Below are 17,473 nucleotides of genomic sequence, written 5' to 3'. Positions count from 1 at the left end.
CCGTCGTCGTTTGTGACAGCAGGTCGTGAGCAGCAGTCGTTCGCTGCAGAGGTCGAGTTGGATTTCCCGCGAGAATGGGTCGAGTTTCCCGACCCCGACAACTCCGAACATGTCATTGCCGCCGATCTGACGTGGCTGTTGTCCAACTGGACCTGCGTGTTCGGTACCCCCGCCTGCCAGGGCACCGTCGAGGGTCGCCCCGACGACGGATGCTGTTCGCACGGCGCGTTCCTGTCCGACGAGGACGACAAACGCAAGCTCGATGAGTCGGTGAAGTTGCTCACGCCGCAGGACTGGCAGCTGATGGACAAGGGTCTGGGCAAGAAGGGATACGTCGAATACGACGATCTCGACGACGAGCAATCTCTGCGCACGCGGCGGTACAAGGGTGCGTGCATCTTCCAGAACCGACCCGGGTTCGAGGGTGGCATCGGGTGCGCATTGCATTCGATGGCGCTGCGCAAAGGCATCGAGCCGCTCGAGGTCAAGCCCGACGTGTGTTGGCAGTTGCCCATCAGGCGCACCCAGGATTGGGTGACGCGTCCCGACGGCTCCGAGATTCTCAAGACCACCATCGGCGAGTACGACCGACGCGGTTGGGGCGAAGGCGGACTCGATCTGCACTGGTACTGCTCCGGCTCACCCGACGCGCACGTCGGAGCCAAGCAGGTGTTCGAGTCGTACAAGCCGGAATTGACCGAGCTGCTCGGCAAAGCCGCGTACGAGGAGTTGGCGTCCCTGTGCAAGCGTCGTCGTGGCCTCGGTCTGATTGCCGTACATCCGGCTACTCGTGAGGCCCAGCGCCGATAGTGCGGCTGGCGCCGCACGTGAGTGGAAACTCGTAGCCCACTACGCGTTTCCACTCACATGCCGCAGGCTCTACCCCTCGAGCTTGTAACCCAGACCGCGCACGGTGACGAGATGCTCCGGCTTGGCCGGGTCGGTCTCGATTTTCGACCGCAGTCGTTTGACGTGCACGTCGAGAGTCTTCGTGTCGCCCACGTAGTCCGCACCCCAGACTCGGTCGATCAACTGGCCCCTGGTCAGGACCCGGCCGGAGTTGCGCAGCAGGTATTCGAGCAGGTCGAACTCCTTGAGCGGCAACGTGATCTGATCGGATCCGACCATCACCACGTGGCGTTCGACGTCCATCCGCACCGGCCCGGCTTCGAGCACTCCGGTGTCGGTGCCGCCGTCGACCTCGGCGTCACTGCCGCGGCGCAGTACGGCGCGGATACGAGCGATCAGTTCGCGGGCCGAGTACGGCTTGGTGACGTAGTCGTCGGCACCGAGTTCGAGCCCGACGACCTTGTCGATCTCACTGTCACGCGCGGTCACCATGATCACGGGAACGCCTGAGCGCGAACGCAATTGCTTGCACACGTCGGTGCCGCTCATTCCGGGAAGCATCAGGTCGAGCAGCACGATGTCCGCGCCGGCACGATCGAATTCGGCCAGAGCCGACGGTCCGTCGCCGACGACGGTGGCCTCGAACCCCTCTTTGCGGAGCAGGAAGGCCAGTGGATCGGCCAACGACTCTTCGTCTTCCACGATCAGAACGTTGGTCACTGATTCTCTCTTTCTGTAACCGCGGCGTCGTCTTCTTCTTCGAAGTACGCGGGGATCTGGAGGGTGAAGGTGGATCCGGTGCCCAGCTTGCTCCACAGCGAGATGCTGCCGTTGTGGTTGGCTGCGACGTGTTTGGCGATGGCAAGGCCCAGGCCTGTGCCGCCGGTGGCCCGCGACCGAGCTTTGTCGACGCGGAAGAATCTCTCGAAGACGCGTTCCTGGTCCGCCTTGGCGATACCGATTCCGCGGTCGGTGACGGCGAACGCGACATTCGAGCCGCGCAGTGCCCTACTGACCGAAACGGGTGAACCGTCGGAGGAGTACGCGATCGCGTTCTGGATGAGATTTGCGAGCGCCGTCACCAGTAGCGCCTGGTCGCCGAGTACTTCGAGCCCGCTCGGGTGGTCGGTGGTGACGGAGATGCCCGCGTTCTCGGCAGCGAGTTTGGACCGGTCCATCGCCTCGTTGACGACGGTGTCCACGTCCACCACTTCCAGGTCGGGCAGTTTCTCGGCCCCCTGCAGACGCGACAGCGCGATCAGCTCGGTCACCATGTTCCCCAGCCGTTTGGATTCGGCGACGACCTTGCCGCCGAAGTGCCGGACGGAATCGGGATCGTCGGCGGATTCGAGCAGCGCCTCGGCCAGCAGGCTCATCGCACCGACCGGTGTCTTGAGTTCGTGACTGACGTTGGCCACGAAGTCGCGACGCGTGGCCTCCATCCGTACCTGCTCGGAATCGTCGTCGGCGAAGAGAACGACGAACCGTCGGTCCTCTTTGCTGAGAAGTCTCGCGACGCACCGTACGGCGATCTTGTCGCGGCCGGGCCGGGGGGCCTTGGCACTGAGATCGACTTCGACGGGATTGCCGTCGGACAGCACTTTCGTCGCCGCGGCCCACGCCCGCTCGTCGATGGAACGGTTACGCACCAGGCCGAGCTCCTCGGCCCGAGGATTCGACAACACGACGTCGTGAAATTGATCGACGACGGCGATACCGCTCTCCGACGCCAGCACGATGAGGTCCAGTACCTGCGACATCGTCAGTCCGGAGGTGGCGCGGCGGCGCTCCGAGTGTCGAGTGTTGAGGTACGGGATCAGAACACCGCCGACGAGGTATCCCACGAAGGCCGCGGCAATTGCCAGTAGTACGGCCGATGCAACACTCACACCGGAATCGTACGTTCGATGGACGGCTCACATACGCAGGGTGCAGGCATTTCCCTGGTCGTCATAGCCCTCGTCGGCAGTGTTCTTCGTTCGTTCACCTGCAGTTTCGACAAACTGCCGGTTTGTGCGTGGCGGAGTTACTTACCGCCCTGGTTTGCCACGGCAGCCGCACCCGCAGCCGCTGCTTCCGGATCCAGGTAGGTGCCACCCGGATTGGTCGGCTTCAGCTTGCCGTCGACCTCGGTGAGGTCGTACTGCAGTGGGATGCCGGTGGGGATGTTCAATTCGGCGATGTCCGCGTCGGAGATCTCGTCGAGGTACTTCACGAGTGCACGCAGCGAGTTGCCGTGTGCGGCGACGAGCACATTCTTGCCGGCCTTCAGATCGGCGACGATCGTCTCCTCGAAGTACGGGATGAGCCGTTCGACGACGTCGGCGAGGCATTCGGTCAGCGGAACGCTGTCCAGGTCGGCGTAGCGGGGATCGGCATCCTGGCTGAATTCGCTGCCGACCTCGATGGCGGGTGGCGGGGTGTCGTAGCTACGACGCCACAGCATGAACTGCTCGTTGCCGTACTTGTCCTTGGTCTCGGCCTTGTTCAAGCCCTGCAGTGCGCCGTAGTGCCGCTCGTTCAGACGCCAATCGCGCACGACGGGGATCCAATGCCGCTCGGCCGCGTCGAGCGCGAGGTTCGCGGTGCTGATCGCGCGGCGCAGCAGCGAGGTGTACAGCAGGTCGGGCAGTACGCCCGCCTCGGCGAGGAGCTGGCCGGCGCGCTTGCCCTCGGCCTCGCCCTTCTCGGTCAGTCGCACGTCGACCCAGCCGGTGAACTGGTTGGACGCGTTCCATTCGCTCTCGCCGTGACGAAGCAGAATCAGGGTTCCGATACTCATGTGGTCAGTTTCTCATGCGGGACGCTGGGGAGTGGAGCCTGCGGAACGACCTAACGCTGGGGGTCGTGGCCCGCGTGCGACGAGCACGCCGACGACGACGATCATGACGACCGCGGTGAGGGTGATCGGGATGGGAATGATCGGGTCGAACAAGACGAGCACGGCACCGACCGGAACCGCGATGTTGACGACGCGATCCGCGTGGGCGCGGATGGCGATCAGCCAGACGCCGAGGACGAATATCGCAATCGGCACCGTGACGGTGAACGACGCGGCGACGTCCCCGAGCTTGCTGTGTTCGGTGAGCACATCGATCTCGACCTCGATGCCGGCCGAGAACGCGCCCGCCGCGGCGAAGATGAAGTAGTGCGTGTAGCCGTAGATCAGCGAGTTGCCGAACTTTCCGATGGCCCGGTGATGCGGCGGCCAGAAGTAGATCCACCACAGACTCGCGGTGACGACGAGGGTGAGGACGGAAATCGAGATCAAGGGTGCCAGCGCCGTCTCGTCGTGCAGCGCTTCGATGATGGCGTTGGCCGATGCGAGCAGACTCTCGCCGAGCAGTATCAGCGTGAACAGCCCGTAGCGTTCGGTGATGTGATGCGGGTGCCATGGCGTCGACCCGCTGCGTTCGGCGATCAGTGGAACCGCCATTTCCGCGGCTGCCAACACGAAGAACAAGACGACGGCGGCTGTGCCGTCGAACAGCACCAGCCAGAGAATCCACAGAACTTGAACGCCCGCAATGCCTGTCGCGTATGTCAGTGCGGTCTTCTTGTAGTCACCGGTCCGAGACGCTCGAACCCATTGCGTCACCATCGCCACGCGCATCACGACGTAGCCGAGCACGACGACCGCAAAGTCCTTGTCCACGAACGCTGATTCGACTCCGGCGGCGAGCACCAGCACGCCGGCCATCTGTACGACGGTCAGCGTTCGATAGAGCCAGTCGTCGGTATCGAAGGAGGTGGCGAACCACGTGAAGTTCATCCACGCCCACCAGATCGCGAAGAACACAAGCGCGTAACTGAGCAGGCCGTCGGCGACATGGTTCTCGGTGAGCGCGTGATGGAGTTGCACCGCCGCGATACTGACGGCCACGACGAACACGAGGTCGAAGAACAATTCGAGTGGACTCGCCGCGCGATGCGGTTCGTTCGGATCGCGCGGACGCATCTGTACCAGCCGGGCCGTGGAAAGATTCACGAAGGCAGAGTAAGGCATCCGATTCGCGAATGTTGTCGTGATTGCGTTGCCGTAGTTGCCTTTACGGACATTTCGGGCAGGTCGACGGTATGGCGTTGGCAATGCACGGAACCTCCCACCCTTTTGGGCGACCGCGCGCCGGGGTTGCGCGCATAGCGGGGGTGAGAGGTCCGGAGAAAGGGTGTGAGGTCGCGGGACTACTCCCCCAGCGCCGCCCCGATCTCGCCGACCCGAGTGCCCACGCTCCGATCTACCTCTTCGGTGTCGACGAAATAGCGCCGAAACACCGAGCGCATCAATTCGATGACCTCGATGTGTTGCCTGATCGCAACAGCCGCCGACCGTTCCTCACCATCGGCCAGTCGCTTGAATTTGCGACCCAGCTGTCGAGCTGAAGGAAGCGTGCCGAATGCGTCGAGATCGACGAGATAAGCGGTCTTGGTCAACATGTCATCCAGGTGGTCCAAGTAACTTGCGCACACCGTGTCGCAACGAGACGCGACTTCGTCGGGTATTTCAAGGACTCCTGCCTCCGCCTGATCGGACAGCTCACGCCACCTCTCCACGGCATTCCACAGGTGGTCGGAGCCAGTAGCCACAGTGAATCTCCTGAATTCGGTCTAGTTCGTGCGGGGTGGCAGAAACTCGTGAAGCGCGTTGGCGACTCGGTCGAGTTCGATGCACGGGTCGCCCAGCGGGGCCCGAGAACCGCGTCCGTCAAGAATGAAGTACACGATTCCTCCGTCGACCTCATTCGCAATGCCACAATTGACCTCGACCGCCTGGCCGGCCCTCCGGAACTCCACTCCACCGTCGACCTCGTCGCCGAATTCCTGAAAGCGTTCGTTCTGCTTCAAATACCCGAGATCGTGAAATGAAGAGAACACCCCGACGTAGAACCAAGATCCGGGGTCAGGGTTCTTCCAACTGCACACCTTCCACTCGGATGTCGCGGAGTTTCCTCCACGGAGGGCCGGTTCCTTACTTTCCACATCCAATCCCGCGGCCTCGACGGCATTGTCCGGGATGGTGCATGGATCCCAGGGCTCGGTGGCGATCGGCGCAACGCTGGTCGACGTCGGCAACGCAGCATTCGGTGCACTCGGCGTCGACTCACCACATCCGGCGACCAGCATCATCAGTCCGACCACACCCGTCACCCAGCGCCCTGTTGCTCTCACAACTGGTTGGACGCGGCGAGCCCCGACTCGGTTCCCCGGCAACCTCACACACTTACTACCGACTGCGCGCCCCCACTCTCTGAGGAGCAAGGGCGCGCAGTCGACAAATGCGGTGTGAGGTCACTACCGAGCGGACATCAGCCGCAGTTCGACGGTGCCGGCTCTCCTCGGAATCGTGCGTCCACGTACGCGTAGGCCTCGGGCAGTCCGACGATCGATCCGCTGAAGTGCTCGGCGAGTGGATACGCCCGGAACTGCACGGTTGCCCCGGCTGCGCAGTAGCGGTCGACCGTCTCCTTCACCGGCGCGTAGGGGGTGATGAAGTCGTTGATGCCGTGCCAGATGTACACCGGGGCCGTGGGGACGCCGTCGTAGTCGACGAGACTGTTCTTCTTCAGTACCGCCTGCGCAGAGGGCAGGGACGCGATGTCGACGTTCGACAGATCTCTTGCGCTCTTGAACGCTCCGCCGATGATGATGGGGCGCCTGCATTCGTTGCTCACGCGATCTCGCAGGGCCAGGCCCGCTGCATTCAGGTTCTCCGAGACGGGGAATTCGGTCGGGTATTCACGTTCGAGTCCCAGTGATGCCGCGAGTGCCATTCCGAAGGCGGGGTGCGGAATCGCGCTGTAACCCAGGTTCTGTGCGATCAATCCCAGGTCGGCCGGGGTTCCACCGTGCACGCTGGCCACGATGTTCAGCTCCGGCGCGTAGGTGGGTGCCATGGCACCGGCCCACGAGGTCGCCAGTGCACCTCCCGAGTAACCCAGCAAAGCAACGGGACTGTCCTTCAGCGGCAACTGCTCGAAGTTCTGCACGGCCCGCACACCGTCGAGCGTCAAACGACCTTCGTACTCCGCGGCTCCGTAGGCTCCGGTCGGGCCGAGGTAATCCGGCACCGCAACCGCCCACCCGCGGGCGACCATACCGACGTACAGGCTCGGCGCTTCACCGATCTCGTACGTGAAAAGACCATGCGACGGTGCACATTTGACGCCCAGAGCATTGATGACGGCTTGATAGGACACCAGTGGGGTTCCCGCGCCTTTGCCTCGCGGCATCAGCACGGTCGTCACCGCGGCGACGGGTGCACCTGCGGAGTTGGTGGACCGATACTTGAGTTGCCAGATGTCGGTGTTGGGGTACATCCAGGCGTCGGCCCGTCGGCTGGCCAGGATGTCACCTGGCGCGTGATCGGCGATGTCGGCCGGTGCCGCGTAGAAGACGTCCGGATCCGGGGCCGTCGGCGCGGGAGCCGCCGAAGCTGTTGTGCCCACTGCGAACAGGGACGCGCAGAGCGCCACCAGGATGGACCCCAGGGTAAAGAATTTTCGGATCACAGCGAGCCTTTCGGGTGAGCAAAGTCGAAGATCACGGGACTACGGGAAGAGAGAACTGGTTGATCGGATCCGTCGAGGACACGGTGACGTCCGCTGGGCCCGGCCCACCTGCGAAGGACGGATCCGTCGCGGTGATCTCGACGGCGACGCGATGACCGCGGTCGAATCGATGGACGATGCTGGGCAGCGAGATGGTCACCGGTTCACCGGATCCGGTGAGTACGGCGGGTGCAAGGAGTCCGTGAATCGGGCTTCGCGCACCGTCGGGTGCTACGTCGAGCACGGTGACGAAGACGGTCGCGGGACCGGACACCGTGGGACCGATCGACAGTTCCGGTGCGCCGACGACGTCGATGGGTTCGGTCAGTGGCGGCGTCGTCCAGTTCGCGGCAGAGCCGGGTAGCGAGACCCGCGGCACGGGCAACTCGGCCGCGAGATTCGGCAGTCCGAGCGTGGTGGGCATCGACGCACCTGCACCCCGAATCGTCTGCGTCCACACTTCGTTCGACGAATCCCCCTCCGCCAGTGATTCATTCGACAAACGGAACGTGCGGCGAGCACCGACGGGAAATGTCTCGGATTCGACGTAGGCCGGCGACGCGACGCCGGTGTAGGGCACCCAGTCCCGGAAGTAGGTGAAAGCCGGTCCTGGGTCGACGTCACGATCCTTGAGGTGTCGGTCGAGCCAATTGCCCACCAGTGCCGCTTCGTGCTGAGTGAACGGGTCGGGGGCCTTGATGTCGAACTCACCCGGATAACCCTTGCGATCGTTGTGTCCCCACGAGTGCCAGACCATGGACGTTTCCACTCCCCGCGCCCGCAGGGCCTCGAATGTAGCTGCGGCCTCGTCGAGACTGAACAGCGAATCTTTCTGCCCCTGCGTGAGCAACACCGGCACATCGACTCGATCGAGATAGTCCACCGGTGAGACATGACGCATCGCCGCCAGAGTTCCCGGGTCGGGTTCGCGATTGGCCGTGAAGGCGGACGCGGCGTCGCACACCCACTGGGCGTAGTTCGGGCACCCCTGTGCCCGTGCCGGATCCACGGCGTATCCGCCCGGTCCGGTCAGAACGGCACCGGCGGCCAGAAATGCCGAACCGAACACGCTCTTGACCGGCCCGACGGATCTGCGGCCGGCCCCGTCCGGTGCCAACGACCGCGCCAGATCGTTCCAGGTGATCATCGACGCGACGGTGTCCAATCGTCGATCGACCGACGCCGTCGCCAATCCCGTTGCGCCGGCATAGGAACCGCCGAGGTAGCCGACGCGCGGGTCACCCGGAGCGTCGAGCCGAACCACGTCGAGTGCCGGGGCGGCAACCGTCCGTGCGGGATCGGTGAACACCCCGCCGCTCTCACCGGCGAGATAGCCGATCAGAGCCGATGCGGCCATGCCGTCGTAATCGGGATCGGCGAAGTAGATCTTGCACGTCGAGCCGCCGAAACCCAGAGCCGAGTACGTCAGAACCACGTAGCCGTGAGTGGCGAATCTGGCAGCGGCACCGGCCTGGTCGTCCTTGGATCCGCCGAAACCGTTGCTGGTCAGAATGGCTGGGGCTCGATGGTCCGGTCCTAGCCCGACAGGAACGTACACATCCCCGACGACGGTGCAGTGCTGGTCGTGTTCGGGCCCCACTGCGACGTCGAAGTACCGAGTCTGCACCGAGAAGTCGCCGAGCGTCTGCGGTGCCAGGACCGGAAGCTCCGCTGCATATCCGGGCGCGGAAGCCGCGACCAGAGTCGTCGTCACAGCAGCGATGACGGCTGCCAGTCTTCTCATCGGATGCAGTTCGTCGGCGGCGCGACACCCCGAAACCTGTTGTCCAGGAATGTCAGTGCCGCGGGAAGACCCTCGAACGCCGCCTGGATGTGCTGCGGTGCATGGACGACGTCGAACTGCAAGGTGGCACCACTCGCGCAGTACCGAGCAGCAGTGTCACGCAACGCACCGATCGGAATGAGCGGATCGTTGTCGCTTCCCCACAGAAGCGTGGGTGCCGTCGGCACACCGGCGTACTTGACCAGACTGTTCTCGTCGATGATCTGCTGCGCCTCGGGGCTGTCCACCAACGACGTAGTGGTCGAGACCGCCAGCGCACTCTTGAAGGCTCCGGTCGCAAGGATCACCGGCGTGCACGCATTCGACACCTGATCCTTCAACGCCAGACCGGTGGGATTGAGCTGCGCGGTGATCGGCAGGCGATCCGGGTATTCGCGTTCGAGTCCGAGGGCGGCCGCGAACGCGAGACCGAATGCCTGATGGGGCTGAAAACCCAACGCGCGAGCGATGTTGTCCAGATCCGCAGGCACACCTCCGGCTGCGGCGCCCACGATGTTCAGCTCGGGTGCATAGCTGGGAGCGAGCGCCGCGGCCCACGCCGTCGCCATACCGCCGCCGGAGTAACCGGCCATACCTACCGGGCTCGCTGCCAAACCGAGTTCCGGCACGCGCTGTGCGGCGCGGACGCCGTCGAGCGTGATCTGTCCGCCCAACTTGGCTGCGCCGTAGGCACTTTTGGGCCCGAGGTGGTCCGGTACCGCCACGGTCCATCCACGCATCAGCGCGAGGTTGAGAAATTCACGTTCCTGCACACCGGTCGTCGGGTCGGCACCGAACAGGGACTCCGACGGTGCGCACTGCAATCCGAGCGCATTGACGAACGGCTGATACGACAGTAGAGGCCCACCGGGTGCGCGGTTCGTCGGTGCCAGAACGGTTGTCACTGCGGCGATGGCGTCGCCTCGGGAATCGGACGACCGGTACTGGAGCTGCCAGATGTCGGCACCGGGATACAGGGGGCTCGAAAACCGCCGACTGGCAACGACATCGCCGTTGTTCTTCCCGTTCAGGTCCGCAGCCGCCGCATACAACGTGCCGGGTACCGGGGCCGGATCACCGGGCGCGGCCGACGCATGGGGAGCAGCTACGAACAACAGCGACATCAGCCCGACGACGAGTGTCGAGGTCACGAGGGTGCGAAGCATGGTGTAACTCTTCTCGATTTCGATCGGCCCGAACTCCTGGTCCGGGTGAGATATTGACGGATACTGTTGCGGGACAATCACTTAGAAATATTCACGGCACACCCTGGGAAACCATCGACGAGCTGCGTTCGATGACGCCGCGGGGCAGCGCGGCCGCGACTGCGGTGGCCACCACCATGGTCGCGGCCAGCCCGAACAACACCGTCCGCTGAGACGCCAGATAGTCCGCGGCAACCGGCTCCGCAGGAAGCAGACCGAAGTACAGGGCCCCGGTCACCGCGGTTCCCACAGCCGATCCCACTTGTTGGACGGTCGGCAGAATTCCCGAGGCCGAGCCGATGGCGTGCGGGGCCACCCCCGCGACGATGGTGCTCTGCAACGGCGCGATCACCGACCCGAGACCCGCGCCGAGTACCCCGAGCGGCACGACCGCCCACCAGGGAAAGCCGGCACGGTCCAGGTATTCTGTGGTGACGCCGAGAACGAGCAGAGCCAGTCCCATAGCGGCCGCGCCGGCCGCAACGACGCGAGAATCCCAGTGGTGGAACGAGATCGGCGCGGCCACGGAAGCGAGCACCGCCCCGAGCGCGAAGGGAACAGTGATCGCTCCCACCGTCGACGCGCTCTCACCCAATCCGGATTGCAGTGTCACCGACATCGTCAGAACGAACCCGGTGAAGGTCCCGTACACGAGAGCCGATACGGCGCATCCCACGGAGAATCCTCGCTCACCGAAGACGCCGATGTTCACCATGACGTGTGCTCCTGCAGCACGTCGACGACGCTCCCACATCGCGAACCCGGCCAGTGTCGTCAGACCGAGCGCAACCGCGGGCAACGCTGCGGCGACACTCGAGCTGATCATGACGGGACAGACGATCAGCAGGGCCCCGATCGACCATAGGACGGCACCGACCGGGTCGAACCGCCCGCCGTGTCCGGCCGGGACCTGCTCGGTACCCGATGCCACGAACCTGCGGCCGAGAACGATCGCCGCTGCCGCGATCGGGACGTTGATCAGAAACAGTGCCCGCCAACCGGTTCCGAGGATATCGAGGTGCAGCAGCGCTGCGCCGATGGACGGCCCGGCGAGTCCGGCCAGCCCCGCGGTGCCACCGTACAGCGCGAACGCGGTGGTGCGCCGCGTGCCGGAGTAGGCCGCTGTCACGATCGCCACCGTCTGCGCCGACATCGCCGCTCCCGCGAGCCCCTGCAGCACGCGGGCGAGGACGAGCAGTTCGACGGTGGGCGCGTAGGCGCAGAGCACCGACGTCACGGCGAACAGTGCAGTGCCGGTGACGAATACCGTTCTGCGCCCGAACACCTCACCTGCGCGCGCCATCGTGAGCAGCGCGCAGGCGAAGGCGAGCAGATATGCCGTCGGGATCCAGACCTGCTGGGTGCCCGACGCGTCGAGGTCACGCGCGATCGTCGGCAACGCCACGGTGACGGCGGTGACGTCGATCATCTGCATCGTGACGGCCAGCAGGCAGGCACCCAGCGTCAGCCACGACCCGCGGCGAGGGAGCGTCATACCCTGCTGACGTCCGGAAGCTCGTGGGCCAACACGTGAGCCTCGGGTGGCTCTGGGATGTAGTCGCCCTTGTCGACCACGGCGGCGTAGATTTCGGAGATCTTGGAGAAGTACAGGTCGATCGAACGATCGGCCTCGTCGGTGCCCGGGTACAGGAACTCGACGCCGGTGTGGTCCTCGAAGCGGTTGATCCACATGAAGACTTCCTCGGAACTGCCGCGGTTGCCGTACAGACCCGCTCCCGCCGCATCCAATTCGGCTTCGCCCGGCAACTTGCGAACGTCGACGTACGAGATCATCGGCGCGGTCCATCCCGGCTGCGTCGTGATTCCGTGTTCCGGCAAGGCCAGCTCGAGCACCCGGTGGTACGAGGTGTTCGCCAGCAACTTTCCGGAGTCGAATGCTGCCTGTGCGAGCACTGCGAGGGTACGGAACGTCGGCTGCTCACCGAGGTCGAATTGCACCGGAATCAGGCTCGAATACCACCCGATCGACGCGAATTCGCCGGGGGTCGCCCGCGTGCTCTTGGGCGTCAGACCGAGGTAGCTGCCCCGGCCGGCGAGCTCGTACTCCGCCAGCGCTGCGGCGGCGAAGATTCCGCCGATGAACTTGACTCCCACGGCTGCACACGCCTCGTCGACTGCCTGCGCGGTGGCACCGTCGAACAACGGGAACGAGCTGTGCGAGGTCCGCGTGTAGTCGATGCTGCTGCGTCCCAACGGAAGTGGGAACGTCGGCAGATCGCCCCCGTTGTCGGTGACCAAGTCGATCCAGGTCCGAACCGCAGGGCTCTCGAGAGTTGTCGCGTCGCTCTCGAGGCGTTCGCGCTGGCAGTACTCGAGGTAGCTGCCCGGGGTGAACAGGCCGTCGGACTCCCCCGTCACCGCGTTGCGATAGAGCTGGCGCAGGTCGTAGTAGGTCAGGGCCTGCGAGATGCCGTCGGTGTCGAGGTGATCGACCGCCGCGTACACCACGAAGTGATCGTCGTGTTCGATCGTTCCGAACGAGAAGCAGTCCCAGCTCTCGGGACCGGGCGTGCTGTCCTGCACGTGACGCCGAATGGCCTCGGAGTCCGCAGGCGTTCCGAAATCGGTCGCTTCGAGCGCGATGTCGGCGACGTCGACGAGGTGGCGCGTCGAACCCTCGGCCGTCGTCGAGAACCAGCTACGGAACGAATCGTGTCGGGTGACGAACGTGTTGAATGCTCGTCCCATCGCGGTGCGGTCCAGCGTGCCTTCGATCTTGAACGTCACCAGGCACAGCCGGGAGAATCGGAACGACGATCCCCGGTTGCGGTAGGCGGCTTCGAGATACGCCTGCTGGATGTGCGAGGGCGGTGCCGGGTGAACGGGCGCAGCCGCGGCAGCAGCTCGTGAGGCGACGGTGGGTGACCACGTGGTGAGCGGTCCTGGAGCGGGCTTCCACTCGTCGATGAGTCCGAATGCGACCACGACACAACCTTTCGAAGGAGACAGAGCGATTCGACGCGGCGAGGTGCGTCGGAGGGGCCAGTGCATCACCCGGGCAGAGGCCGAGAAACCCCGTCGACGAGCATTTTGGAAAATTGACAACGATTCGCGGGATATCTGTGTCAGAACTGAAGGATCGTCAACATTGTTGTCGGCACCAGTGATTCGCATTACCGTCCAAAGGCACATCGCGCTCGCCGGAGGTTAGTCGTGCGTGGCTCCCACAATGTCAGGAACCGTTGATGCCCAGTCGATTTCGCCTCGGTCAGGCGACCTTGTCGGCGCTGAGTGTGCTCGCTACCGTCGTCGTTCTCCTATCGACTACGGCGGGGTCGGCTTCCGCCGACACCGTCTCGTCGGTGGTCGGCGTCGAGGGAGTTGCCGACCGACGAGACATCGTATGGGTGCATTCGGCAGCCATGGACCGCGATATCCAGCTCGACGTATTTCGGTCGGCGCAGCCCGGTTCACCCACGCTCTATCTACTTAACGGAGCGGCGGGCGGTGACGGGGGAAGCAGCTGGTTCGATCAGACCGACATCGCCGGCTTCTTCGGAGACAAGAACGTCAACGTGGTGGTTCCGCGGGGCGGCGCTGCGAGCTATTACACCGACTGGTTGCACGACGATCCGGTACTGGGCCGAAACATGTGGTCCACCTTTCTCGGTCGCGAACTTCCTCCGGTGATGGATGCTCTGCTCGACGGCAACGGGGCCAATGCGGTCGCCGGTATATCGATGGCAGGCACGTCCGTTCTGCAGTTGGCCATCGCCCATCCCTCGGTGTATCGATCCGTCGCCGCGTTCAGTGGATGCGCACGCACCAGCGACCCGGTGGGTGCCATGTACGTCAGGTCCGTCGTCGAGGCCCGCGGCGGTGGGTCGACCGCCAACATGTGGGGACCACAGGGCAGCGCCGACTGGATTGCCAACGACCCCTACGTCAATGCCGAGGGGCTGCGCGGCATGGCCGTCTACATCTCGTCCGGAACGGGAGCGCCCGGTGCGTTCGACGTGCCGGGCGGCCCCGGTATCGGCAGCGATTACGGCAAGCTCGCCCAACAACTCGCCGTCGGCGCAGTGATCGAAGCGACGACCGATGTGTGCTCGCAACAGATGCAGAAACGGTTGCAGGAGTTGAACATCGAGGCCACCTACAACTTCCGACCCAACGGGACCCATTCCTGGGCCTACTGGCAACAGGATCTGCACGATTCGTGGTCGGTGATCGCACCGTCGTTGGGGCTGCCGACCGGCCCGTCCTGAGCCGTGCACTCCTCGAGCGATGACGAAGGAAAAGCGATGAACCGAACCGACGTTGCGGGCACTCCGGCTCTGGCTGCCACCTGGGCCCGCTCACCGTGGCCGCTGGCAGACATCATCCGGGCCAAACGTGGCCGGACCGTCTCGGTCGTACTGCCCGCTCTCGACGAGGAAGACACCGTCGCCGGCGTCATCGCCTCGATGACTCCCCATCTGGGCAGCCTGATCGACGAGCTGGTGGTGCTGGATTCGGGATCGACCGACCGCACCGCGGCGCGGGCCCGCTGCGCCGGTGCCACCGTCGTCTCCAGGGAGGACGCACTACCCGGCACACCCGTGGTTCGCGGCAAGGGTGAAGCGCTGTGGCGTGGAGTGGCCGCCACCTCGGGCGACCTCGTGGTGTTCGTCGACTCCGATCTGGTCGATCCCGGTTCGCACTTCGTTCCCTCCCTCGTCGGTCCACTGGTCATGTCCGACGACGTCGAGTTGGTCAAAGGCTTCTACCGTCGACCGCTGACGATCGGTGACACCACCGACGAGGACGGCGGCGGCCGCGTCACGCAGCTGACGGTACGTCCTCTGCTGACGGCGCTTCGGCCCGAACTCGCCGGCGTCTTCCAACCGTTGGGCGGGGAATACGCCGCGACTCGTCGCCTCCTGGAGGCACTTCCGTTCGCCCCCGGCTACGGAGTCGAGATCGGTGTACTGCTCGATACGTGCGACCGGTTGGGTATCGGCGCGATCGGCCAGGTCGGACTGGGAACCCGACGGCATCGAAATCGGCCGACGTCGGAGTTGGCTGTCATGAGTCGGCAGATCATCGCCACGATGTTCTCGCGCCTGGGCCTGAGCGATTCCGGAGCTGGGTTCACCACGTTCTCCACCACCGGAACTCAGCTCTCGATGAGCGTGGCACCGTTGTCTCTCGTCGACCGTCCCCCACTGACCACCCTGGACGAATACAACAGCCTCACCCGATGCCCGGCGATGAGTGCACCCGGCTGATTCGAGCGCGGTTCCACGACAACCTCACACCCCTGCTACCGACTGAGCGCCCATGTCTGCGCCCGAGGAGGGTCGCGCGGTCGAAAAAATGGGTGTGCACTATCGAAACGTCTGCGCCACAACACAACACCCCGCCCCACTGAGTGTGAGACGGGGTGTTGTCGTGGAACGGAGTTTTACTTTCCAGCCTCCGCGGCCCGCAGATCCTTACGAAGAATCTTGCCGGCCGCAGACTTCGGCACGATGTCGATGAACTCGACGCGTCGAACCTTCTTGTGTGGGGAGACGCGCTCGGCGACGAACGCGATGATGCCCTCTTCGTCGATCGTGGCACCCTGCTGGCGGACGACGAACGCCTTGGGGATTTCCTCGCCCTCGTCGTCGAGAACACCGATGACGGCCGCGTCGGCGATTTCCTCGTGCGTGAGCAGCAGCGCCTCGAGCTCCGCCGGGGGCACCTGGTAGCCCTTGTACTTGATCAGTTCCTTGAGGCGGTCGACGATGTAGACGACGCCCTCGTGGTCGGCGACGGCGATGTCGCCGGTGTGCAGGTAACCGTCGGAGTCGAGGGTCTCCGCGGTGGCGGAGGGATTGTTCAGGTATCCCGCCATCACGTTCGGTCCCTTGACCCACAGCTCGCCCGGCTTGCTCAATCCCTCTGTGGGCAGGTCGATTTCCTCGAGCGTGCCCGGGTCGACGAGCTTGTTCTCGGTGTTGGCCAGTGGCTGGCCCACCGAGCTGAGCGGCATGTCGTCGCGATCGAACGGGATGGCGTGGCTGACCGGGCTGAGCTCGCTCATGCCGTAGCCCTGACGCACCCGCGTGTTCAGGCGCTTGGCGACGGCCTTGCCGAGCTCCTCGTCCAACGGGGCCGCGCCGGAGAAGATGGTGTGCACGCTGGAGAGGTCGTACTGATCGATCATCGGGTGCTTGGCGAGCGCGACGGCCACCGGCGGGGCGATGAACAGGTAGGTCAGCTTCTGGTCCTGGATGATGCGCAGGAACTCGACGAGGTCGAACTTCGGCATCGTCACCAGGTGCGCGCGCAGCTTGAGGGCGATGTTGAGCAGCACCGTCAGGCCGTAGATGTGGAAGAACGGCAGCAGCGCCAGGATCGCGTCGTTGCTGTCGATGCCCACGCGCGGTTCCATCTGGGCCACGTTGGCGACGAGGTTGCGGTGCGTGAGGATGACGCCCTTGGGCACACCCGTCGTGCCGGACGAGTACGGCAGCACGGCAACGTGCGTCGCCGGATCGAACGAGACCTCGGGAGCAGGCGCGCCCTGGGTGAGCAGGTCCCGCAGACTCGGGTGGCCCTCGGCGCCGTCGAGCACGATGACGTGATCGGCGTCGATACCCACCTTGTCCGCGGCGGCCTTGGCCTGCGGGTACAGCGGGGAGACAGTGAACAGGAACTTCGCGCCCGAGCCGGTGAGCTGCTTGGCGATGTCCTCGGCGGTGTACAGCGCGTTGATCGTCGTCGCAGTTCCGCCGGCACGCAGAATGCCGTGCAGCACCGATGCGAATGCGGGGACGTTCGGCGAATGCAGTCCGACGACGTCGCCGACCTCGAGCCCACGGGCAGCGAGCGCCCCGGCGATCGCGTCGACCTGGCCGATCAGGCTCTTGTAGGTGGTGACGTCACCCGACGTGCCGTCGATGAGCGCAGGCTTGTCCAGATCGGACTCGGCGATGGACCCGAACAGGAAGTCGTAGACGCTCAGATTCGGGATCTCGACGTCGGGAAAGGGACTGCGGAAGCTCATGGCTCTCCTTCGAAAAACTGCGGCAACAATGATCGAACCTTACAGTGAAAGCGGTCACATCGGACTTACGACCCTACCGCTGAGTCAGATG

15 protein-coding genes are annotated in these 17,473 nt (G+C 64.5%); 3 read left to right on the top strand and 12 right to left on the bottom strand.

Annotated elements, in window-relative coordinates; translation table 11 throughout:
• Positions 1 to 12: 12 nt before the first annotated feature.
• The gene (locus CH281_RS01530) at positions 13 to 810 is read left to right on the top strand and encodes a hypothetical protein (protein WP_032365207.1); all 798 of its coding nucleotides are present in this window, start codon (positions 13 to 15) and stop codon (positions 808 to 810) included.
• Positions 811 to 879: 69 nt separating this feature from the next.
• Here CH281_RS01530 and CH281_RS01525 read toward each other — a convergent pair whose 3' ends face one another.
• The 11 genes from CH281_RS01525 to CH281_RS01475 all read right to left on the bottom strand — a co-directional run bounded on the left by CH281_RS01525 (position 880) and on the right by CH281_RS01475 (position 13,331).
• Positions 880 to 1,569 (bottom strand): response regulator transcription factor, encoded by a 690-nt coding sequence (locus tag CH281_RS01525; RefSeq protein WP_027498361.1) that lies wholly within the window; start codon positions 1,567 to 1,569, stop codon positions 880 to 882.
• A complete protein-coding gene (locus CH281_RS01520) occupies positions 1,566 to 2,738 on the bottom strand; it encodes a sensor histidine kinase (RefSeq protein ID WP_027498362.1) in 1,173 nt (390 codons plus the stop codon). The genes CH281_RS01525 and CH281_RS01520 overlap by 4 nt, the downstream gene beginning before the upstream one ends.
• 137 nt (positions 2,739 to 2,875) lie before the next feature.
• Positions 2,876 to 3,631, bottom strand: a complete 756-nt coding sequence (locus CH281_RS01515; protein WP_032365206.1) for a phosphoglyceromutase — start codon at positions 3,629 to 3,631, stop codon at positions 2,876 to 2,878.
• Positions 3,632 to 3,643: 12 nt separating this feature from the next.
• Positions 3,644 to 4,807 carry a low temperature requirement protein A gene (locus CH281_RS01510; protein WP_051365418.1) on the bottom strand — a complete coding sequence of 388 codons (1,164 nt, stop codon included), beginning with the start codon at positions 4,805 to 4,807 and terminating at the stop codon, positions 3,644 to 3,646.
• Between the two features lie 227 nt (positions 4,808 to 5,034).
• The gene (locus CH281_RS01505; RefSeq protein ID WP_094692658.1) at positions 5,035 to 5,436 is read right to left on the bottom strand and encodes a hypothetical protein; all 402 of its coding nucleotides are present in this window, start codon (positions 5,434 to 5,436) and stop codon (positions 5,035 to 5,037) included.
• Positions 5,437 to 5,457: 21 nt separating this feature from the next.
• Complete coding sequence (locus CH281_RS01500) at positions 5,458 to 5,997, bottom strand: DUF3558 domain-containing protein (protein WP_094692656.1); 540 nt, start codon at positions 5,995 to 5,997, stop codon at positions 5,458 to 5,460.
• A gap of 158 nt (positions 5,998 to 6,155) precedes the next feature.
• Positions 6,156 to 7,355, bottom strand: coding sequence for a lipase family protein (locus CH281_RS01495; RefSeq protein WP_371828524.1), 1,200 nt, complete (start codon positions 7,353 to 7,355; stop codon positions 6,156 to 6,158).
• A gap of 34 nt (positions 7,356 to 7,389) precedes the next feature.
• Complete coding sequence (locus tag CH281_RS01490) at positions 7,390 to 9,141, bottom strand: CocE/NonD family hydrolase (RefSeq protein ID WP_094692654.1); 1,752 nt, start codon at positions 9,139 to 9,141, stop codon at positions 7,390 to 7,392.
• On the bottom strand, positions 9,138 to 10,346 hold the full coding sequence (locus CH281_RS01485) for a lipase family protein (RefSeq protein WP_027498368.1): 1,209 nt from the start codon (positions 10,344 to 10,346) through the stop codon (positions 9,138 to 9,140). The genes CH281_RS01490 and CH281_RS01485 overlap by 4 nt, the downstream gene beginning before the upstream one ends.
• A 91-nt stretch (positions 10,347 to 10,437) precedes the next feature.
• Complete coding sequence (locus tag CH281_RS01480) at positions 10,438 to 11,880, bottom strand: MFS transporter (protein WP_051365275.1); 1,443 nt, start codon at positions 11,878 to 11,880, stop codon at positions 10,438 to 10,440.
• Positions 11,877 to 13,331 carry a condensation domain-containing protein gene (locus tag CH281_RS01475; RefSeq protein WP_094692652.1) on the bottom strand — a complete coding sequence of 485 codons (1,455 nt, stop codon included), beginning with the start codon at positions 13,329 to 13,331 and terminating at the stop codon, positions 11,877 to 11,879. The genes CH281_RS01480 and CH281_RS01475 overlap by 4 nt, the downstream gene beginning before the upstream one ends.
• A gap of 260 nt (positions 13,332 to 13,591) precedes the next feature.
• Here CH281_RS01475 and CH281_RS01470 point away from each other — a divergent pair, with 260 nt between their 5' ends.
• Together CH281_RS01470 and CH281_RS01465 are read left to right on the top strand one after the other, a co-directional pair.
• Positions 13,592 to 14,614 carry an alpha/beta hydrolase gene (locus CH281_RS01470; protein WP_027498369.1) on the top strand — a complete coding sequence of 341 codons (1,023 nt, stop codon included), beginning with the start codon at positions 13,592 to 13,594 and terminating at the stop codon, positions 14,612 to 14,614.
• Positions 14,615 to 14,650: 36 nt separating this feature from the next.
• Positions 14,651 to 15,616 carry a glucosyl-3-phosphoglycerate synthase gene (locus CH281_RS01465; protein ID WP_094692650.1) on the top strand — a complete coding sequence of 322 codons (966 nt, stop codon included), beginning with the start codon at positions 14,651 to 14,653 and terminating at the stop codon, positions 15,614 to 15,616.
• 176 nt (positions 15,617 to 15,792) lie between these two features.
• On the opposite strand, the gene CH281_RS01460 is transcribed toward CH281_RS01465, so the two are convergent.
• Positions 15,793 to 17,382, bottom strand: a complete 1,590-nt coding sequence (locus CH281_RS01460; RefSeq protein ID WP_094692648.1) for an AMP-binding protein — start codon at positions 17,380 to 17,382, stop codon at positions 15,793 to 15,795.
• Positions 17,383 to 17,473: the final 91 nt, after the last annotated feature.

Origin of the sequence: Rhodococcus sp. 06-221-2 (assembly GCF_002258365.1) — a bacterium.
Classification (GTDB): domain Bacteria; phylum Actinomycetota; class Actinomycetes; order Mycobacteriales; family Mycobacteriaceae; genus Rhodococcoides; species Rhodococcoides fascians.
The sequence above is the reverse complement of the archived record's forward strand: the minus strand, read 5'-3'. Positions and strand labels throughout refer to the sequence as shown.

Excerpts from the sequence above, each read along its gene's own strand:
- CH281_RS01515 (WP_032365206.1), bottom strand. The coding sequence starts at position 3,631 with ATGAGTATCGGAACCCTGATTCTGCTTCGTCACGGCGAGAGCGAATGG.
- CH281_RS01510 (WP_051365418.1), bottom strand. The coding sequence starts at position 4,807 with ATGCGTCCGCGCGATCCGAACGAACCGCATCGCGCGGCGAGTCCACTC.
- CH281_RS01490 (WP_094692654.1), bottom strand. The coding sequence starts at position 9,141 with ATGAGAAGACTGGCAGCCGTCATCGCTGCTGTGACGACGACTCTGGTC.
- CH281_RS01485 (WP_027498368.1), bottom strand. The coding sequence starts at position 10,346 with ATGCTTCGCACCCTCGTGACCTCGACACTCGTCGTCGGGCTGATGTCG.
- CH281_RS01480 (WP_051365275.1), bottom strand. The coding sequence starts at position 11,880 with ATGACGCTCCCTCGCCGCGGGTCGTGGCTGACGCTGGGTGCCTGCCTG.
- CH281_RS01470 (WP_027498369.1), top strand. The coding sequence starts at position 13,592 with ATGCCCAGTCGATTTCGCCTCGGTCAGGCGACCTTGTCGGCGCTGAGT.
- CH281_RS01465 (WP_094692650.1), top strand. The coding sequence starts at position 14,651 with ATGAACCGAACCGACGTTGCGGGCACTCCGGCTCTGGCTGCCACCTGG.
- CH281_RS01460 (WP_094692648.1), bottom strand. The coding sequence starts at position 17,382 with ATGAGCTTCCGCAGTCCCTTTCCCGACGTCGAGATCCCGAATCTGAGC.